This is a genomic window from Pandoraea horticolens (genome assembly GCF_902459555.1).
In the GTDB taxonomy this organism is placed as follows: Bacteria; Pseudomonadota; Gammaproteobacteria; order Burkholderiales; family Burkholderiaceae; genus Pandoraea; species Pandoraea horticolens.
Genome location: NZ_CABPSM010000011.1, coordinates 204,786 through 222,777, shown reverse-complemented (window position 1 = coordinate 222,777; position 17,992 = coordinate 204,786). Strand labels below are relative to the sequence as shown.

Annotated in this window: 16 protein-coding genes; 7 read left to right on the top strand and 9 right to left on the bottom strand. The window is 61.5% G+C overall.

Features of this window, described 5'->3' with window-relative positions:
• From PHO31112_RS18485 to PHO31112_RS18470, 4 genes are all read left to right on the top strand, one after another.
• Complete coding sequence (locus tag PHO31112_RS18485) at positions 1–1,221, top strand: amidohydrolase/deacetylase family metallohydrolase (protein ID WP_150621810.1); 1,221 nt, start codon at positions 1–3, stop codon at positions 1,219–1,221.
• A gap of 29 nt (positions 1,222–1,250) precedes the next feature.
• Complete coding sequence (locus PHO31112_RS18480; protein ID WP_150621846.1) at positions 1,251–2,261, top strand: ABC transporter ATP-binding protein; 1,011 nt, start codon at positions 1,251–1,253, stop codon at positions 2,259–2,261.
• 14 nt (positions 2,262–2,275) lie between these two features.
• Positions 2,276–3,265: an ABC transporter ATP-binding protein gene (locus PHO31112_RS18475; protein WP_150621845.1), complete on the top strand. Its 990-nt coding sequence runs from the start codon at positions 2,276–2,278 to the stop codon at positions 3,263–3,265.
• A 105-nt stretch (positions 3,266–3,370) separates the two neighbouring features.
• Entirely contained in the window at positions 3,371–3,841 is a 471-nt protein-coding gene (locus tag PHO31112_RS18470) for a RidA family protein (RefSeq protein ID WP_150621809.1), read from the top strand.
• A 58-nt stretch (positions 3,842–3,899) separates the two neighbouring features.
• On the opposite strand, the gene PHO31112_RS18465 is transcribed toward PHO31112_RS18470, so the two are convergent.
• Positions 3,900–4,748, bottom strand: a complete 849-nt coding sequence (locus PHO31112_RS18465; RefSeq protein ID WP_150621808.1) for an IclR family transcriptional regulator — start codon at positions 4,746–4,748, stop codon at positions 3,900–3,902.
• A gap of 110 nt (positions 4,749–4,858) precedes the next feature.
• On the opposite strand from PHO31112_RS18465, the gene PHO31112_RS18460 reads away from it, so the two are divergent.
• Positions 4,859–6,076: an aminotransferase class V-fold PLP-dependent enzyme gene (locus tag PHO31112_RS18460; protein ID WP_150621807.1), complete on the top strand. Its 1,218-nt coding sequence runs from the start codon at positions 4,859–4,861 to the stop codon at positions 6,074–6,076.
• A gap of 221 nt (positions 6,077–6,297) precedes the next feature.
• Here PHO31112_RS18460 and PHO31112_RS18455 read toward each other — a convergent pair whose 3' ends face one another.
• From PHO31112_RS18455 to PHO31112_RS18445, 3 genes are all read right to left on the bottom strand, one after another.
• A complete protein-coding gene (locus PHO31112_RS18455) occupies positions 6,298–7,923 on the bottom strand; it encodes an AAA family ATPase (RefSeq protein ID WP_150621806.1) in 1,626 nt (541 codons plus the stop codon).
• Positions 7,924–7,984: 61 nt separating this feature from the next.
• Positions 7,985–8,686 carry an alpha/beta hydrolase gene (locus PHO31112_RS18450; RefSeq protein WP_150621805.1) on the bottom strand — a complete coding sequence of 234 codons (702 nt, stop codon included), beginning with the start codon at positions 8,684–8,686 and terminating at the stop codon, positions 7,985–7,987.
• 94 nt (positions 8,687–8,780) lie between these two features.
• Complete coding sequence (locus PHO31112_RS18445) at positions 8,781–9,671, bottom strand: LysR family transcriptional regulator (protein ID WP_150621804.1); 891 nt, start codon at positions 9,669–9,671, stop codon at positions 8,781–8,783.
• A 96-nt stretch (positions 9,672–9,767) separates the two neighbouring features.
• Here PHO31112_RS18445 and PHO31112_RS18440 point away from each other — a divergent pair, with 96 nt between their 5' ends.
• A complete protein-coding gene (locus tag PHO31112_RS18440; protein ID WP_150621803.1) occupies positions 9,768–10,784 on the top strand; it encodes an NAD-dependent epimerase/dehydratase family protein in 1,017 nt (338 codons plus the stop codon).
• Between the two features lie 35 nt (positions 10,785–10,819).
• Here PHO31112_RS18440 and PHO31112_RS18435 read toward each other — a convergent pair whose 3' ends face one another.
• Both PHO31112_RS18435 and PHO31112_RS18430 read right to left on the bottom strand, forming a co-directional pair.
• The gene (locus tag PHO31112_RS18435; protein WP_150621802.1) at positions 10,820–11,668 is read right to left on the bottom strand and encodes an IclR family transcriptional regulator; all 849 of its coding nucleotides are present in this window, start codon (positions 11,666–11,668) and stop codon (positions 10,820–10,822) included.
• Between the two features lie 33 nt (positions 11,669–11,701).
• On the bottom strand, positions 11,702–12,379 hold the full coding sequence (locus PHO31112_RS18430; RefSeq protein WP_150621801.1) for a cupin domain-containing protein: 678 nt from the start codon (positions 12,377–12,379) through the stop codon (positions 11,702–11,704).
• Positions 12,380–12,592: 213 nt separating this feature from the next.
• On the opposite strand from PHO31112_RS18430, the gene PHO31112_RS18425 reads away from it, so the two are divergent.
• Entirely contained in the window at positions 12,593–13,855 is a 1,263-nt protein-coding gene (locus tag PHO31112_RS18425; RefSeq protein WP_150621800.1) for an MFS transporter, read from the top strand.
• Between the two features lie 91 nt (positions 13,856–13,946).
• Here the strand turns inward: PHO31112_RS18425 and PHO31112_RS18420 are convergent, their stop codons facing one another.
• The 3 genes from PHO31112_RS18420 to PHO31112_RS18410 all read right to left on the bottom strand — a co-directional run bounded on the left by PHO31112_RS18420 (position 13,947) and on the right by PHO31112_RS18410 (position 17,962).
• Positions 13,947–15,812, bottom strand: coding sequence for a feruloyl-CoA synthase (locus PHO31112_RS18420; RefSeq protein WP_150621799.1), 1,866 nt, complete (start codon positions 15,810–15,812; stop codon positions 13,947–13,949).
• Positions 15,797–16,978 carry an ABC transporter substrate-binding protein gene (locus PHO31112_RS18415; RefSeq protein WP_150621798.1) on the bottom strand — a complete coding sequence of 394 codons (1,182 nt, stop codon included), beginning with the start codon at positions 16,976–16,978 and terminating at the stop codon, positions 15,797–15,799. Before PHO31112_RS18415 ends, PHO31112_RS18420 begins: the two co-directional genes overlap by 16 nt.
• Positions 16,979–17,041: 63 nt before the next feature.
• On the bottom strand, positions 17,042–17,962 hold the full coding sequence (locus PHO31112_RS18410; RefSeq protein WP_150621797.1) for a beta-keto acid cleavage family enzyme: 921 nt from the start codon (positions 17,960–17,962) through the stop codon (positions 17,042–17,044).
• Positions 17,963–17,992: the final 30 nt, after the last annotated feature.

Here is a 17,992-nt window from a genome sequence, read left to right as displayed (position 1 = left end):
ATGAGCAAGACTCTGGAATCGAACATTACGGACGGCAAGGCGCTGCTGCTGAACAACGTCAGGCCGATAGGTTTTGACGCCACGGTCACCGGCACGACTTCCGTGCTGATCGATCAGCACGGGAACATTCGGGCGCTCGGCACGCAGGCACAAGCACAGGCCGATACGGCGACTCAGGTCATCGAATGCACGGGCGCGTGGATATCGCCGGGCTGGACTGACCTGCACGCACACGTGTGGCGCGGAGGTACCGATATCTCGATCGACCCGAGCGTGTGCGGCGTCGCGCGCGGCGTGACGACGGTGGTCGACGCCGGCTCGGCCGGTGAAGCGAATTTCGCCGGCTTTCGCGAGTTCATCATCGAACCCGCACAGGAACGCATCAAGGCGTTCCTCAACCTGGGTTCGATCGGCTTGACGGCGTCGCGTTACGTCAGCGAATTGACGGACATGCGCGATGTGAATATCGACCGCATCATGGAATGCGTTCAAGCCAACCGTGACGTCATCGTGGGCATCAAGGTGCGCGCGTCGGGCGCGATCACCGGCTCTTGGGGGATTACCCCCGTAAAGCTGGCCAAGCGCATCGCCAAGATCCTAAAAGTGCCAGTCATGGCGCACGTAGGCGAGCCGCCTCCATTGATTGACGAAGTGATGACCGAACTGAGCGATGGCGACGTGATAACGCATTGCTTCAACGGAAAATATGCCGGATCGATCATCGAGGATCAGGACCTGTTCGACATGGCCGTGCATTGCGCCGATCGCGGCATTGCGCTGGATGTGGGACATGGCGGCGCGTCCTTCTCCTACCGCACTGCCAAGGTTTCTATCGAACGCGGCCTGATGCCGTTCTCGATTTCAACCGACGTTCACGCGCGGTCGCTCGAAGGCAAGGTATGGGACCTAGGCACCACCATGTCGAAGCTGCTGGCGATGGGCATGCCGTTGGAAGCCGTCATTAGAGCCGTGACGGTGAATCCGAATTCGATTATCAAGATTCCGACCTCGAAATGGGCCATAGGCGAGCGTGCGGAATTCACCGTATTCGGCCTTGAAGATTCGGATATCCCCGTTATCGATTCGCACAAGGTATCGGCGACACTCAGCCAGATTTTCGAGCCGCGCTGGACCATTCTGGGAAACAAGGCGCTTCACGCTTCCCGGTATCAATCGCAGATAAAGCCAGCGGGCTGTCCTCATTGCGGAGGAGTGCTGTGAACACCACGAACGGCCCGGATGTTGAAGATATGGGCGACGATCTGATTCTGCGCGTTGACAACCTGCGCACGTACTTCGGCAGCGGGGAGAAAGTTGCCAAATCGGTCGATGGCGTCAGCTTCTCCGTGCCGCGCGGTAAAACCGTGGCAGTGGTCGGCGAGTCGGGCTCCGGTAAATCGGTAACCAATCTGTCGATCATGGGACTGCTCGCGAAGCAAGGACGCATTGTCGGCGGCAGCATTCAGTACCGCAATCGCGAAGGCCAGGTTGCCGACCTGACGGTATTGTCGGCAAAGCAGATGCAAGCCATGCGCGGCCGGGAAATCGCGATGATCTTCCAGGAGCCGATGACAAGCTTGAACCCGCTTTACACGGTGGGTCAGCAGATCGAGGAAATGATCAAGCTCCACGAGACGATCGGCACGGCCGAGCGGCGGGCACGGGTGCGAAAGTTACTGGAGCTCGTGGAAATTCCAGACGCTGGACGCCGCGTCAACGAATATCCACATCAGATGTCGGGAGGTATGCGTCAGCGAGTGATGATCGCCATGGCGCTCGCGTGCAACCCGAGACTGTTGATTGCAGACGAGCCGACCACCGCGCTCGATGTAACGATCCAGGCGCAGATTCTCGATCTGCTGCGCCGTCTGCAAATCGATCTCGGCATGTCGGTACTGTTCGTCACCCACAACCTCGGCGTCGTGGCCGAAATCGCACACGATGTCGTGGTGATGTACGCAGGCCGTGTTGTCGAGCAAGCCCCCGTCGATGCATTGTTTGCACGCCCCAAACATCCGTACACGAAGGGTCTGTTGGCCTGTTTGCCAGGCGCACAACACGGGGCGAAGCCGCATGGTGAAAAGCCGTTGCTCAGGCCCATTCCGGGTTCGGTGCCACTCGTCACCAATCTGCCGCCGGGCTGTAGCTTCGCAGCACGTTGCGATCTGGCAAGCGCTTTGTGCACGCGCGATCCCGGCCCTGCCCTGAGCGTCTGTGGCGAGGGGCGTTTATCCCGCTGCTGGCACCACATTTCACTTTGAGCCGTGGGGCGATAATGGAAACAATTCAAAATGCGCCTCTGCTGAAAGTCGAGGGGCTTACCAAGAATTTCACAACCGGCAACGGGACCGTGAGGGCTGTCGACAACGTGAGCTTCGAGGTGCCGAAAGGCGCGATCATGGGCCTCGTTGGTGAGTCGGGCTCGGGAAAAACGACGATCGGCCGCTCACTGTTGCGTCTGATCGAGCCGAGTGGCGGCAAGGCGATTTTCGAAGGGCAGGATTTGTTTGCGCTGCGCGAGCGTGAAATGCGCAAGTGGCGAAGCCGTCTGCAAATGGTCTTCCAGGATCCATATTCGAGCCTGAACCCGCGTCTGCGAACCGGGCAGATCATCGGTGAGGCGCTGTCAACACATGGGCTGGCGGAGGGAGCGGCACGCCAAAAGCGGATCGCAGAACTGTTGACGATGGTCGGGCTTCGTCCGGAATTCGCGGACCGCTACCCCCATGAGTTTTCGGGCGGTCAGCGTCAGCGGATCGGCATTGCTCGTGCGCTGGCGGTCAAACCGTCCTTTATCGTTGCCGATGAACCGGTCTCGGCGCTCGACGTGTCCGTGCAAGCGCAGGTCCTGAATCTGTTTCAGGAGCTGCGCAAGAATCTCGGGCTGACGATCCTGTTTATTTCGCACGACCTCGCGGTTGTCGAATATCTGTGCGATTTCGTGACCGTTTTGTATCTGGGCCGAGTGATGGAAAGCGGACCGTCGTCCAAAGTGTTTTCCAGCCCGACGCACCCATACACGAAAGCCCTGCTTTCTGCCTCGCCGGTTCCAGACCCCCAAGTCAAGGGGCAGCGGATCATGCTCAAGGGCGATATTCCCAGCCCGCTGAATCCGCCTACGGGCTGCGTTTTCCGCACACGGTGCATTCATGCCGTTGCCGCGTGCGCAGTGCAAGTGCCTCAACTGGAACCCGTGGAAAGCGGCGAGGCGCAGGACACCGATTCTCGTCACGTCGTCGCGTGTACGCGCCGAGGTCAGATTTGACTATGAATCGGCGGTCGCCGAAGCGACCGTGTTCCCATAATCCAACGTCGATTTGTGATGACTCAAAAAAATGAACCGCTGGGCGGCTGGATTGACGCCCCGGAAATGCAGCGGCAGGAAAACCCGTACGATCAGCTCAAAGCACTGGGCATTGTGTTACCCATTCAACCGAAACCGATCGGGAATTTCGTCACCCATGTCCTTGAAGGTTCGTTGCTCTTCCTGTCGGGCCAGGGTCCGACGCACACCGATGGCCGCTTGCACTCGGGCCGATTGGGCGACGGTGTGACGGTGGGCGATGCCTATCAGCATGCGTGGCTGACAGGCATCAATCTGCTGGCCGTCATGCATGAAGCGCTCGGCGACCTTCGCCGGGTTCGTCGCATCGTCAAGTTGCTGGGATTCGTCAACGCAACACCCGAATTCGATGAGCACCACAAGGTGATCAACGGGTGTTCGGATTTGATGGGCCGCGTATTCGGCGTATCAGGTATTCACGCGCGATCGGCGATCGGAATCGCGAGTTTGCCTGCCAATATTACGGTGGAAGTTGAAGCGATCGTCGCTGTCGATTGACGGCGATTGCCCACGGCGGTAGATGAGCGTCGATCGACAGCCGGCTGAGGTGGCTGATTCAAGCCAACGATTGCAGGTCTTGCGCACCAATACTGCGCTCGATTGCATCCGCCGCCTCTCGCACGGCTTCGGTATAGCGCTTCTGATCCTCTTGCAGTTTCTGAATCGGAAGCACGATCGAAATAGTCGCCAGGGGTTGACCTTGTGCATCGCAAATCGGAGAAGCAACGCACGCGATTGAGAAATCGGATTCCCCGATCGCAATCGACAAGCGGGATTGAAATGCGCTGGCGGCCTCTTTGCTCAACGTGCGCGCATCCGTTTTTGCAGCCCCGGTCGGAGAAATACGCGAACAATGTTCGAACAGCGCCACACGTTCTGCCTGCGGCAGATGACCGACAAGCAGTCGGCCGGAAGCGGTCCAGTTCAACGGAACACGCGATCCGACTTGCGAGGAAATACGGAAATGCCCGGGACCTTCCGCTGCGGCCAGAACGACCATATGGTCGCCTTCACGGCCGCAGATCTGAATGGTTTCCGATAGCGACCGACACAATTGGTGCATCTGTGATGTCGCAACGGTCAGGAAATCGGTACGACGCGCAAACGCAAGGCCATAGTAATGAAGTCGGGGACCGAGCCAGACCGTTCGGTTCGGTCCCCGGGCCAAAAGCCCCTTCTCCAGAAGTCCGTCGATCAGTGGGTAGACGGTCGTCGCGGGAGCGCCGATGGCCTTGGCGATCGCGTAGGGTCCGGCAGGCGTGTCGGCTTCGTAGAGGTAGTCAAGAATTTGCAGTACACGGTCCAGGGTCCCGACACGGCTGCGCTTGGGCGCGGCTTCGGCCTGCTTCGCACGCGGCGCTTTTCGTGTTGCGGGCTTGCGATCTACGTCTGATGGTGCGGTCATAGGAGGTTACGATGCGGATTCACCCACTACAGGGCCGGTACGAGCACGCTAGGTTTGCGTAAGCTATTACGTAATTATGGAAGATGATACATCATGTCGGGATATAACGAATGAGCGATAACCAAGAGCAGCAACCCGCCGATATTCGTCCGCAACTCGGCTTGCGCCAGGTGATCAACGTGAACGGCACGATGACGTATCTGGGCGCATCCGTCGTCGTGAAAAAGGCACGCGATGCCATGGCGGCCCTGCTTCCTCAGTTTGTCGAGATGGACGACCTGCAACGCAAGGCATCCGCCGTGATTGCCGAAGCCTGCGGAACCGAAGCGGGGTTTATCACGTCGTCGGCGGCATCTGGAATTACCGTGGCCGTGGCCGGTGCCATGACGGGGCCGGATTTTGCCGCAATCGAACAATTGCCGGATACAACTGGGCTGAAAAACGAAGTCGTGGTAATGACCGGCCATATGGTGCATTACGGTGCGCCAATTGAGCAGGGCATCAGGCTTTCCGGTGCGAAAGTTATTCAAGTTGGGCAGGCGACGTTTGCACGCCGGTATCAACTCGATGCCGCGATAACGGAACGGACCGCGTGCGCTGTTTATGTCGTGTCGCATCATGCTGTGCAGTATGGGCTGATGCCGCTTGATGAATTCTCGGCTGTTTGCCATGAACGGGGGGTGCCAGTCATTGTTGATGCAGCATCTGAATACGACCTCAAGAAGTTCATTCGTGATGGTGCGGATATCGTTCTGTATTCGGCGCAGAAATTTCTGGGTGGCCCGACTGCTGGAATTGTCGCCGGACATCATCAACTGATTCGCGACGCTTATCTACAAAATTCGGGTATCGGTCGCGCAATGAAAGTCGGCAAAGAAGGAATTATCGGTGCGATGGCCGCGTTGCAAGCATGGGCGAAACGCGATCATCTGGCCGTGGCCAACAAGGAGATGTCGTATTTGCAGCTTTGGTCGAACGCTCTGGCAGGACGGCCGGGGATCAGTACAGACACTGTGCCAGATCCGACGGGAAATCCGCTGAATCGCTTACGTGTAAAAGTGAATCCGGAACAAGCGAGAATTACCGCTTGGGATTTGGCAGATGCACTTATGCGCGGCGATAAACCTGTGAGTGTGCGTGATCATGAAGTTGAGCACGGATGGTTTTTTCTCGATCCGTGTAATTTGCACCCGGGGCAGGAGCATGAAGTCGCGCAGCGTTTAATTGAAGAATTAGAAATTGCGCTTCAAAGCCCGACTGTCATTGCTACATCGCTGGAACGTCGCCGCAACCGGAAATTCGAAGCGTTGTTGAGGTGGCCCGGCTGATCGCGGAGAACTGTTGCCACCGCAACTTCAATATGTCGAAATTTCAAGTTTTCAAGAAGCTGAGCTTTTTGATGCACGAAATTTGACGCTGCAGAGTCCGGCGCGAGCGCGCAACCATCACTCCAGCACGGTCAACAAGTCGGCCCGTACAACGCATCGGAATGACCGCAATTCGCCGCACTGCGGGAGGGGACGTTGCGTGTGATCGTGCCACGCTCACCTCAATCGCCGTAACCGCGGAAGAGCCCACATAGCTTGAATACGTCCTCCGTATAGGGCGTGTCCTTGACTTTGCAGTAGCGGCTCGCGAGCTTCATCAGTTCCTTGATATCGCGTCCGCTCGCCTGTGGATAGCGGCTGGCGAGCGATTCGATCAACGCGTCGTCCAGATAAGCGCCCACCTGCTCGGCCTGCATTCGCCAGAGCCGCCGCGCATCCTCCCGGCATGGTAACTCGTAGTGAATCGTCGCGATGCAGCGCGACAGGATGGCGTCGTCCACATCGCCGATCCGGTTGGTCGTCATGAACAACAATCCGTGGAAATACTCCAGCGAGCGCAGGAACTCGGCGACGATCGCGTTGTGTTCGAGATCGTTGTCGCGCCGGCGGATGTACACGTCGGCTTCATCGAGCAACAGAATCGCATTCCAGGACATCGCGCGACGCAGAATACTCATGAGTGCGGCGCCCACGGACGCCGCCGTCGTCCCCAATTGCCCCGAATGCACGCGGTACAGCGGCTTGCCGACAACCTCCGAGTAAATCTCCGCCGTGAGCGTCTTGCCCAGTCCGGGCGCCCCCTGACAGAGAATCGTCGCACCGCCCGATTTACCGGGGACGAAGTCCGGCATCATCACGTCCATGTTCGACGTCAGGATGTCGATCAGATCGTGATGATGCGCAGGCAGCACCAGCTTGTCGCGCAGACCCGGCTGGTACTCGTACTCGATCATGTTCTGCACATGCACCCAGAGATTACGATGCCAGTCCAGATGGAATACGTGCACATAGCAATGCAACGGAATCATCTCGAAGGCGTGATCGATCTGTGCCTTGCGCCAGAACTCGGCGTCGCACGACATCTCGAAATTGCGCTCCAGACGCGCTTCGTCATTCACACACTTCGCCGTCGTGCCCTCCACCACCCGAATCAACTCCGTCGCCCCCTTCGAATCGACCGAGAACGCCGCGCGGCGAAGCACGAACTGTGCGCCGAACGCGCGCTGCACACGTAGAAACCGCTGCGCATGCTGCTCGTACTCGTGCTTGAACTCGGCGCACTCCTTGTAGAAACCGAACTCCGCGAGCAACTCCGGAATGGTGCGATTGGCGATGTCCTCGCGCGTGAAGACCAGTGACGTGGTCATGCCCGAGCGGCGCAGACGATGCTCCGTCAGATTCGAATTGGCCGACTGCATCGTGTTCGCCAACATGTCCATGACGACGTAGGGCGAGCCCTGCTCAGGTTCCACATAGCGCAGACGGCGCACCAGCCACGGCAGCAATGCGCCGTCTCGATGACGCTGGTACACCCAGCCGTCGATGACGTTGCGCGACAGATATGCCACCAGCCCCGGCACCAGCTTGTCCAGATCCGGAATCACGCGTGCCTGCGGCGCGTTGTAGACATTGTCGAGCGCGAGCATCTGAAACATCAACGCACGTTCGTTCTGTGTCTTGCTCAGGACATAGAGCGTATTGAGCGACTTGGCATCGAACCATTCGCTCGACACCATCATGTTGCCGCGGCACACGCCGTAGGCCGCCAACTGCTTGCCCAGTGGCGAATCGGCGCCGATCAGTTGCATCAGCGGATGAATCAGTGACTCCGGAATTTCGAAATCCATGAACGGCACTCCCCGTGTCGCGTTTGGCCCGTGCGCACATTGCCCGATGGCAGCGCGCGTCTCAGATGAGGAAGAAGTCGACGGCACGCGCCACGACGTCCGGCTCGATGATGTGCAGTCCGTCGAACTCAACGTATTGCACATCGTAGCCCGCTGCCTTGAGCTTGTTGGCGTTCTGCCGGCCGCTTGTCGCGATGGGCAATTGCTCGTCGATCAGCCCGTGCGCGATGAAGATGCGGGGTTGCCCCTCCTGGACGAAGACAGACATGAAGCCGCCCGAGAACGCGATGACATGACTCGCGATGTCACCGTTCGTCACACCGATCGACAACGCGTAGCTCGCGCCATCCGAAAAGCCCGCAAACGCCACACGTCCGGTGTCGATGCGATACCGGGCCGCCACATGGCTCAACGCGAGCTGCAAGCGCTCCAGATCGGGGCCGTTGCCGCCGATCACGATGTCCCATGTCGGGAAGAGCGAATGCGGCGCGAGCACGAGAAACTTGTGCCGCTCCGCATGAGGCTCGATGAACGGCAGCACCTTTTGCGGAAATCCCCCCGCGCCGTGGAACATCACGAACAGCGGGACGGGCTTGTCCGCCGGCAAGTCGGACGGCACATAAAGCACCGCGTCGCGGTGCTCGCTCAAACCCAGCGAATGACGGCCGGGAACCAGCGAGGCTGGTGTGAGTGAGGAGGCAGAAGCCAACGCGGACGCAATGACATCCGGCGGCATACGCCCGAACAATGAAGGATCGAACATAGCGCGGTGAGTGTCTCGTGATCGTTAAAATTATTGATATATTGTATATCATCAAATTTCATCGAAGCCACCCGCCATTGATTTGAGCGCAGGCTTATCCGGCCATGTAGGCGGACAATCCGGCCACGAGCGCGTCGAACACCGCCTTGCAACGTGCACTTTGACGCAGGTCTTCGTGCATCGTGACCCATGTCGGCAGCTTGAATCGGAAGGCATTCGGCAACACGCGCACAAGCCGGGCATCGTGCCTTGCCAGCGGTACCTGACACCCGCCAATGCCGTAGCCCGCCCGGATCATGGCCAGTTGCGCCAGATCGCTATCGGCACGAAACGCGAAGGCGTCGCGCGACCAGAGGGGCACATTGCGTGTGGCTTCGCGAAGAAACGGCGTCATCTGGTCGAAGCCGATCAACGCATGCCGGGCAAGCTCGGCCAGCGACGACGGCGTGCTGTAGCGCGCCAGATAGTCGTCGCGTGCATGCAGGCCGATGTCGATGTTCCCCACGCGACGCGCGATCAATGCTTCCTGCTGCGGGGGGGCCATCCGCACGGCAATGTCGACTTCGCGATGCAGCAGATCCTGGATGCGGTTCGTGGGTACCAATTCGAGGGTCAGTTGCGGATGGGTGCGCCGCAACGCACTGAGGATCGGTGGCAGCACTTCCACACCGACGACCTCGCTCGCCGAAATGCGCACGACACCGTTCACCCCGTCGCCATGACTTGCCGCCGCCCGCTCGAAGGCTAGCGCCGTGTGTTGCATCGCCAGTGCATGGGCGCGCAACGACTCTGCAGCGTCCGTTGGTAGCAATCCCGTTTGCGAACGCGTGAAGAGCACCTGTCCCAGCGCCGCCTCCAGTGCCGCGATATGGCGGCCTACCGTGGGCTGTGTAATGCCCAGTGCCCGCGCGGCGCCCGACAGCGAGCCCTCGGTCAGCACGCAGAGAAACGTCCGATATAGATCCCAGCTCAGATTTTTCGTCATACAAAAATGTATAGCTGATAGATGACTTCAGGCAATTTTATTTGAATTGCCTCGCGCGGAGAATGGCATCACCGACAACGATCAAGGAGCAGCACCATGACCCACGAATCCCGCGACAAGGTGTCTCGCGCGCTGGTACTCGGCGCGACGGGCGGCATCGGCAGCGAAGTTGCGCTGCAACTGCTCGCGGCAGGATGGCGCGTGCGCGCCCTGCGTCGCGGCGGCGCGCCGCGTACCGGCACCCATCATGTCGCGATCGAGTGGGTCGCCGGCGATGCGATGCACGCGGACGATGTGCTTGCTGCGGCGCGCGACTGCGATGTGATCGTGCATGCCGTCAATCCGCCCGGCTATCGCAATTGGGACACGCAAGTGCTGCCCATGCTCGATAACACGATCGCCGCCGCCACGCGGCATGGCGCCACCGTCGTGCTGCCCGGCACGGTCTACAACTACGGCCCCGAGACCTTTCCTGTCTTGCGGGAAGACGCGCCGCAACGGCCGCTCACGCGCAAAGGCCGAATCCGCGCGACGATGGAAGGCCGTCTGCGCGACGCGAGCCGCAATGGTGTACAGACGATCATCGTGCGGGCGGGCGACTACTTTGGCCCGCGAACACGCAATAGCTGGTTCGCCCAAGGACTCGTAAAGCCGGGCCGCACGACTCGCGTGGTCAAGGTGCCGAATGCTTACGGCGTGGGACACGAATGGTCGTATCTGCCCGACGTCGCCCAGGCGATGGTCATGCTCATCGAGCGCCGTCACACGCTCGACGTCTTCTCCAACTTCCATATGGCAGGTCATTGGGACGCCGACGGTACGGAGATGGCTGCCGCGATCGCGCAGGTGATGGCGCGCCACGGCATCGACGTCAAGACGCGCCGCTTTCCGTGGTGGCTGATGTGGCTGGCGTCGCCTTTTGTTACGACACTGCGCGAATTGCGCGAGATGCGCTACCTGTGGCAACAGCCGGTGCGCATGGATAATGCGCAACTCGCCGACGCACTCGGATCCGAGCCGCATACCCCGCTCGACGTCGCCGTGCGCGCCACCCTCGAAGGTCTCGGATGCCTGCCCGGCAAGCCTTCTGCCAAAAGCGTTGTGCACCCCTGATCTGGATGAGAGTCTGCCCGCTTGTCGACGCAGCGTCAGGCGGCGCGGCCGCCGCCAAGCAGGCGGGAAATGCGCCGGGCGGCGTCGGTGAGTGCCGCCACCGTTTGCGGGTTCGGATGCGCAGGCAAGTAGTGAATCGAGCCGACGATGGCGAGCGTGCCAAACAGCGAACCGTCGTCCTGCACAATGGGGGCAGCAAGCGCATTCACGCCGAGGAACACTTCTTCGGGCGCATCAGCCCATCCCCGCTCGCGCACCAGCGCGAGTTCGTGCGACAGACGCATGGGATCGGTGATGGTATGAGGGGTACAGGCATCGAGCGGACCAGCGAGTACCACCTCACGCCGCTCGGGGGCACCGAACGCCAGCGCGATCTTGCCCTGTGCGACGCTGTGCAGTTTGAACTGCGTGCCCGGATGCAGCAGGATTTCCAGCGGACTGCGCCCGCGCATGACGTCGAGCACAACCACATCGGTCTCGGTAAACGAGCTGATGACGATGGTCTGGCCCACGGCGTCGCGTAATTCCTCCATCACGGGGCGCGCGAGACTTACCACGTCGAACTGTTTGACCAGCTTCTGTCCCAGCAGGAAGAGTCTCCAGCCGATGCGATATCGGCTGGAGCGCGGGTTCTGCACAACGTAGCCTTCCTGACGCAGCGCCGTCAGATGCCGGTGCACGCGCGCCTTGGGCACACCGAGCGCCTCTGCCAGATGCGTCACGCCGCACTCGGCATTGCGCTCGGCCAGCAACTCGAGAATGCGCAGCGAAATGACCGACGTCGACGACGTATTGAGTTCATCACCGCTCCGCGCGCCTGGCTCGCCAGCCGCGATGTGCGTGCTGCGGATGGCGTCGTTCGGGGTGTCCTTCGATCGTTTCACTGAGAGTCCTTTGTCGCTGTCGCCGCGCCCTGACTATTGCGCGTCGAGCGTGATGAAACGCTCGCCGAACACGTGATAGCGCTGCGGCTTGTTCTTGTTCGCATCCTCGGGATGCACGTAACGAATCGAGCTGCGACTGCGACACGCCCGCGGCAGGATGAAACAGCGGATGAATGTCGTGTCGCGCGCCTCGGTCGTCGGTGCAAGCACCGGTGCGTAGCCGAGTTCGAGCCAGGCCTGTCCCTGCCCGTGAGTGTGCGACGCACCAAGCGTTTCGATCGTGATCTCGCCCTCGAGCGTACATCGCACGCCGGGCCCTTGATGCACGTGCGTATGCGCCACGCCGCCGGGGGGGAATTGTACCTTGTCACAACGCATGAGCCAGCGTTGGCGCGGGTCCAGCGCAATGGGCGCCGCGATCTTGAGCGTCGACGACGCCCCCGGTGCCGACGCAATCTCCCCCGCCGTCGGCGCGTCGCCCGACATCAACTCCCAACGCCACAGCGTTGCCCCTTCGCTGCCCGCGATCAACGCCACATCGTCCTCGCCTAGCCAGGCACTCTGCGCCGGATGATGCTGCGCCCCCGTCTCGAACTCGATGGCCACATCGCCACGCACGACATAAATCGTCCGGCGAGCGGCAGGCAAATAGACAGGCGCATGGTTAGGCGCGATGACATCCTCATACAAACGCAATTGGAACGGCTTCACTTCTCGATCTCCTGTGACCAGTCGATTGCCCCGACCATCGAGACAATCTCGACACAAAGTATCGATTATCGATACACAAAGCACCATTTATGGTTTACCACAACACACCACGCTGGAATGTGCTGTTACCATTCGAACGAAATCATTTCCATGCGTATCGATAATCGATACATGAGACATGACATTAGGACGAGTTCCATGAAGGAGACAAGAATGGACACTGGCACGACCGCTCTGAAGGCGGCGGGCACGGCACGTCGGCCGTGGTATCGCGGCGCGAGCCCTGCGCAATGGCGGGCATTTGGTTCGGCTTACATCGGCTGGATGCTCGACATCATGGATCTGATGCTGTTCGCGATGGTGATTCGCTACATCAGTGTCGATCTGCATTTCGATAAGGGCGTGGCGGGCATGATCGCCTCGCTCACGCTGCTGGCCACCGCCTTCGGGGGGCTGTTCTTCGGCTTCCTCGCCGATCGTATCGGCCGCACCCGGTCGATGATCCTCTCGATCCTCTGCTACTCCATCGGCACGGCGCTGTGCGGCCTGGCCGATTCGGTGACGCAGTTGCTCGTATTCCGCTTCCTGCTCGGGTTGGGTATTGGCGGCGAATGGTCTGCAGGCGCCGCACTCATCACCGAGACGTGGCCGGCCGAGCATCGCGCGAAAGTCATGGCCTGGGTGCAAAGCGCTTTTGCCGTCGGTTATGCGGTCGCGGCCATCGTGGCAGCCGTCATCCTGCCGCACTTCGGTTGGCGTTGGGTGTTCGCGTTCGGGCTTCTGCCGACGGTGCTCGCTTTCTGGGTACGCCGCCATGTCGAAGAACCGGCGATCTGGCGCGAACAACGCGTGCGACTCACGCTTGGCCAGACGCTGGGCATGCTCTTCGGGCCCTATGCACGCAGCACGACGATCGGGCTTGCCTTCACGGCGGCGGCCATGTGCGGCTATTGGGGACTGTTCACGTGGATTCCGGCGTATCTCGCAACGCCCGTCGATCAGGGCGGCCCGGGGTTCGATCTGCTGCGCTCCACGACATGGATCGTCATCATGCAGATCGGCGCCGCCGCAGGCTTCGTGTGCTTCGGTTACATTGCCGATCGCATCGGTTGCCGCAAATCGTTCCTGCTCTTCTTCATCGTGTCGGCGGTGACGGTGCCGCTTTACGTGGCGATTCGCGAACCGATGCTGTTGCTGGTGTTCGGCCCGGTCGTGGCGTTCTTCGGTACGGGCTTCTATAGCGGCTTTGCGCCCACGTTCGCCGAGATGTTCCCCACGCAGGTACGCGCCACCGCGCAGGGCTTCATCTACAACACGGGACGCGCCACGAGCGCGCTGGCGCCGGCAGCCGTCGGCCTGCTGTCGCGTGGTGAGAATGTCAGCGCTGCGTTGGGGGCGACCGCCGGTTTCTTCCTGCTCGCTGCGATCATCGTCTACTTCTTCCTGCCGGAGAGTCACGGCGAAGCGCTCGCCTGATCCTCGTCTTCCGAACGGCTTCGCGCGCCAGCCGCTTTCAGGGCCACTGGCGCGTTTGCTTCCCTCAACCTCTCGATATCTGCGACCCGGCTTACGGCAACGGCAAGCGGATCACCGACGGGCAATCCGAGTAAAGCCGTGCGACGTCTTCGGCGCGCAAGGCGAGCACGGCACGCTGATTGACGTAACCCTTGTCAGTGATCTCCCCCTGCTCCAGCGATGGCGGCGACGCCAGAATGGCCGCGCGTCCAGCCCGTTGCGAGCTGCCTGCGTCCTGTGCAAGTTGCGCCAGCGCCTGGGCCACCAGCGCACGCACCTCCTCGTGCATTGCCATCGCTTTGCCCGCATGCGCGTCGTCGGTTTGACCGGCCTTGGCGCGCATGGCAGGGCTGGGGAAGATCAGCAGCCCGATCTCGTCCCGGTCATGCCCTGCGATCACGACGTCCGACGCATACGGTGCGAGTGCGGTGACGGCACGCAGGCGCAGCGCACCGACCGACACCCACGTCCCGCTCGTGAGCTTGAAGTCTTCCGACACGCGGCCATCGAAGATCACGCCCGCACTTGGGTCGTCCGGATCGGACAAGCGGCCTGCATCGCCAGTGCGGTAGAAACCTTCTTCGTCGAACGCATTGGCGGTGGCCTCCGGATCACCCGCATAGCGGTGAAACACCGACGGCCCTCGCACCCGCATCTCCAGCTTGTCGCCGTTGGGCACGAACTTGAGTTCGTTGCCTGGCGTGGGCACACCAATGTTGCCCGCGCCCGGAATCGGGAAATGCACACTGGTGATGAGCGGCGACGTCTCCGTCGCGCCCCACGCGGAGGTGAAGAATGGCAACGTGTCGCAGTGCCGGGAGGCCAACCGCTCGAACCGCTGCCACACCGCTGGCGGCAGGCTCGCCGCCGCGTAGAACAACACCTGCAACCGGCCGAAGAAGCGCGCGGCAAACGCATCGTCCTCTTCCAGAAACGGCGCGAGCGCTTCGAACCCCTTGGGCACGTTAAAGTGCAACGTGGGCGAGACGTCACGCAGATTCTCGATCGAACGGCCGATCAACTCGGGCACGGGACGGCCATCGTCCACATAGAACGCGCCGCCATTGCGCAACGCCATGTGGAAATTGTGATTCGCCCCGAACGTATGACTCCAGGGCAACCAATCGACGACGACGGGTGCCGCCTCGTCGATGAAGTGCCAGCATTGCGCGATCATCTGCTGGTTCGCCGCGAGCATCCGGTGCGTGTTGACGACGATTTTCGGTTTCCCCGTCGAGCCAGATGTCAGGAGCAGCTTGGCCGTGTCTTCCGGGCGCACCTGCGCAAACGCGGCATCGAGTGCGGGGGATGCCGGCACGGCGGCGAGCGCGTCGAAGCGCAACCAGTCCGGCCGCGCATTGCGGGTCGCGACAATCGGACATCGGATCGGTGCCCCCGCGAGCGCACGCGCATAGTCCTCGGCATCTTCCACGTACACCAGCGCCGGATCGAGCCGCGAGAGAATGCCGTGCAGCTTGCTCATGTCCTTCGCCACGCGCGAGTAAGCGGACGACACGATCGCCGTCTGACGCCCCGCCATCATCGCGCCAAGCACGAGCAACGCGTGGTTGACGCTGTTGTCCGAGAGGATCACCACGGGCCGGTTACGGGGTACGTCGAAGTCCAGTAACGCCTGACCGATGCTTCGCGCCATGCGCAGCGCGTCGCGATACGTCACGCGCCGCCAGAGGTCAGAGGCCGAAGCGCCCTCGCCCGGCCGCCACCGCTCGGCAACGAACACCGCGTCGGGCGTGCGCGTGGCCCATTGCACGAGCCAGTCGGCCGGACTGCGCGCGAATTCGCCCAGCGTGGCTCGCGAGCGAATCACGAAGCTGCCGTCGGCACGGGTCTCGCGTTCGATGTCCGGTTTGGCCAGGCGGCGCGCGCCGGCCGCCGTTGCGTTCAGTCGATCGTCCACTTGCCGCCCTTCACCGTGACGAGCACGCGACCGTCTTCGCCGTAAGCCGAATGGTCCTGTGCGTTGACATTGATCATGCCGTGCGTTGCCGCAAGGCCGCGGGTCTGTTCGATGGCGCTCACCAAGGCATCGCGAAACGCCTGCGTGCCCGGTTGTGCCTGCTTCGCCGCCACGGCGACGGCACGGTCGAGCACCAGATAGGCGTCGTACGCGTACCCTGCGAACAGATTGCGCGACCCGGCCCCGTATTGCGACTCGTAACGCTTCACGAAGTCGGTGGCGACTGCTTTGCCCGGATGATTCGCACGCAGTTGCTCGGCCACGAGAATATTGCCGACGGGCAGAATCGCCCCCTCGGCATTTTTGCCCGCCACACGCAGGAAGTCGTTGTTCGCCACGCCGTGCGTCTGGTAGATGCGTCCCTTGTAGCCGCGCTCGCGCAACGTGCTCATCGGCAATGCCCCCGGCGTGCCGCTGGCCGCGATGATGACGGCGTCCACGTTGGCGGACATCATCTTGAGGGCCTGCGCCGTCACGGACTGGTCGTTGCGGGCATACCGCTCAACCGGCGCCACCTGAATCTGTCGGGCGCCCGCGCGCGCCTGAATGTCCTTGAGCCATGCCTCGCCGTACGAATCGGAGAACCCGATGAAGCCCAGCGTCTTCACCTTGTGGGCCTTCATGTCATCGAGCACGGCGTCAGCCATGACGGCAACCGACTGCGGCAGCGAGAAGACGTAGCGCATTTGCGCCGCACTCGGTACGAACGGGCACAGGCCCAGTTGCGGCGTGCGCGTATCGGCGGCAACCGCCGCGACCACCAGGCACGCCGGCGTGGTCGACGACCCGATGATGGCGTCGACCTTGTCCTCCGTCGCCAGCCGGCGTGCGTTCTTGGTCGCCGTGGTCGGATCGGTTGCGTCGTCGAGCACGATGTAACGGGCCGGCAATCCCCCGAGCGTCGGCGGAAGCATGCCGATAGCCTGTTTCTCCGGAATGCCGAGCGAGGCGCCGGGGCCGGTGGTCGAGAGCGTGACGCCGACAGTGACGCCCGCCGGCTGCGCCCCTGCCTGCGTGGCCGTGCACAACGCCGCCACGCATAGGGACAGCGCACGACGTGTCGCGCCAGAGAAAGCAAAACCGCGTGTGAACCTGTTTGCCGCCATGTGACATGTCTCCTTGTCTTTTCATTTTTTGGGGCCGGACAGCGTGCGACGCACTACCTCGGATCAACGCACGGCGAACTCCGGCAGCACTTCACGATTGCGAGGCAAGCCCATGATTTCGCGCGCTTCGGCGGGCGTCGCAGGCTCATAGCCCATCTCGCGTACGAGGCGCACCACGCGCTCCGTCAGTTGCTGGTTCGTCGCCAGCACGCCTTGCTCGTAATACAGGTTGTCTTCGAGACCCACCCGCACATGACCGCCCAGCAGCAGCGAGTTCATTGCCGACGGAAGCTGCGCCGGACCGATGCCGCTCACACAGAAAATGCTCCCCTTGGGCAGCAGATCGACCATCGATTGCAGTACGCGCGGCGTGTATGGCATGGCGTTCTGAAATCCGCGATGCACGCCGAGCACAAGGTTCACGAAGAACGGCTCGTCGTCGAAGCCGGCAGCGGTGAGCGCGGCGAGGTCCTGCACGATGTGTGTGGGACTGAAGACTTCCCACTCCGGCTTGATGCCTCGCTTCTTCATCTCGACGGCGAGATGCCTGGAGCGTTCCGGCGACGTGTGCATGAGGATCTCCTTGCCACCGAAGCTCGCGATGATCGTGGTGGCATCGAGCGTGCACATCTCGGCACCGGCATCCATCCCCTTCAGGCGCTCTTCCCAGAGGATTTCCCAATAGCCGTTGTCCGCCTGACCGATCATCTCGCCGTGCACGCCACCGCCCGTCGAGTTGTTGATGACGATGTCGCACTTGTCGCGAATGCGGCGGTTGATGTCGCGATAGATCGCCGGGTCGCACGTCGCGCCGTCGTCGCCGGGACGACGCGCATGGATGGCCACGACACTCGCGCCCGCGTTGTAGCAGTCGTAGACGTCGCGCGCGATCTCGTCGGGCTGGGTCGGCAGATGGGGATTCTGCGACTTGAATGCCATGCCACCCGTCGGCGCGATGGTCACGATGACTTTCGGTTTGCTCATGCCTGTCTCCTTCTTCTTTGAATTCGAGGC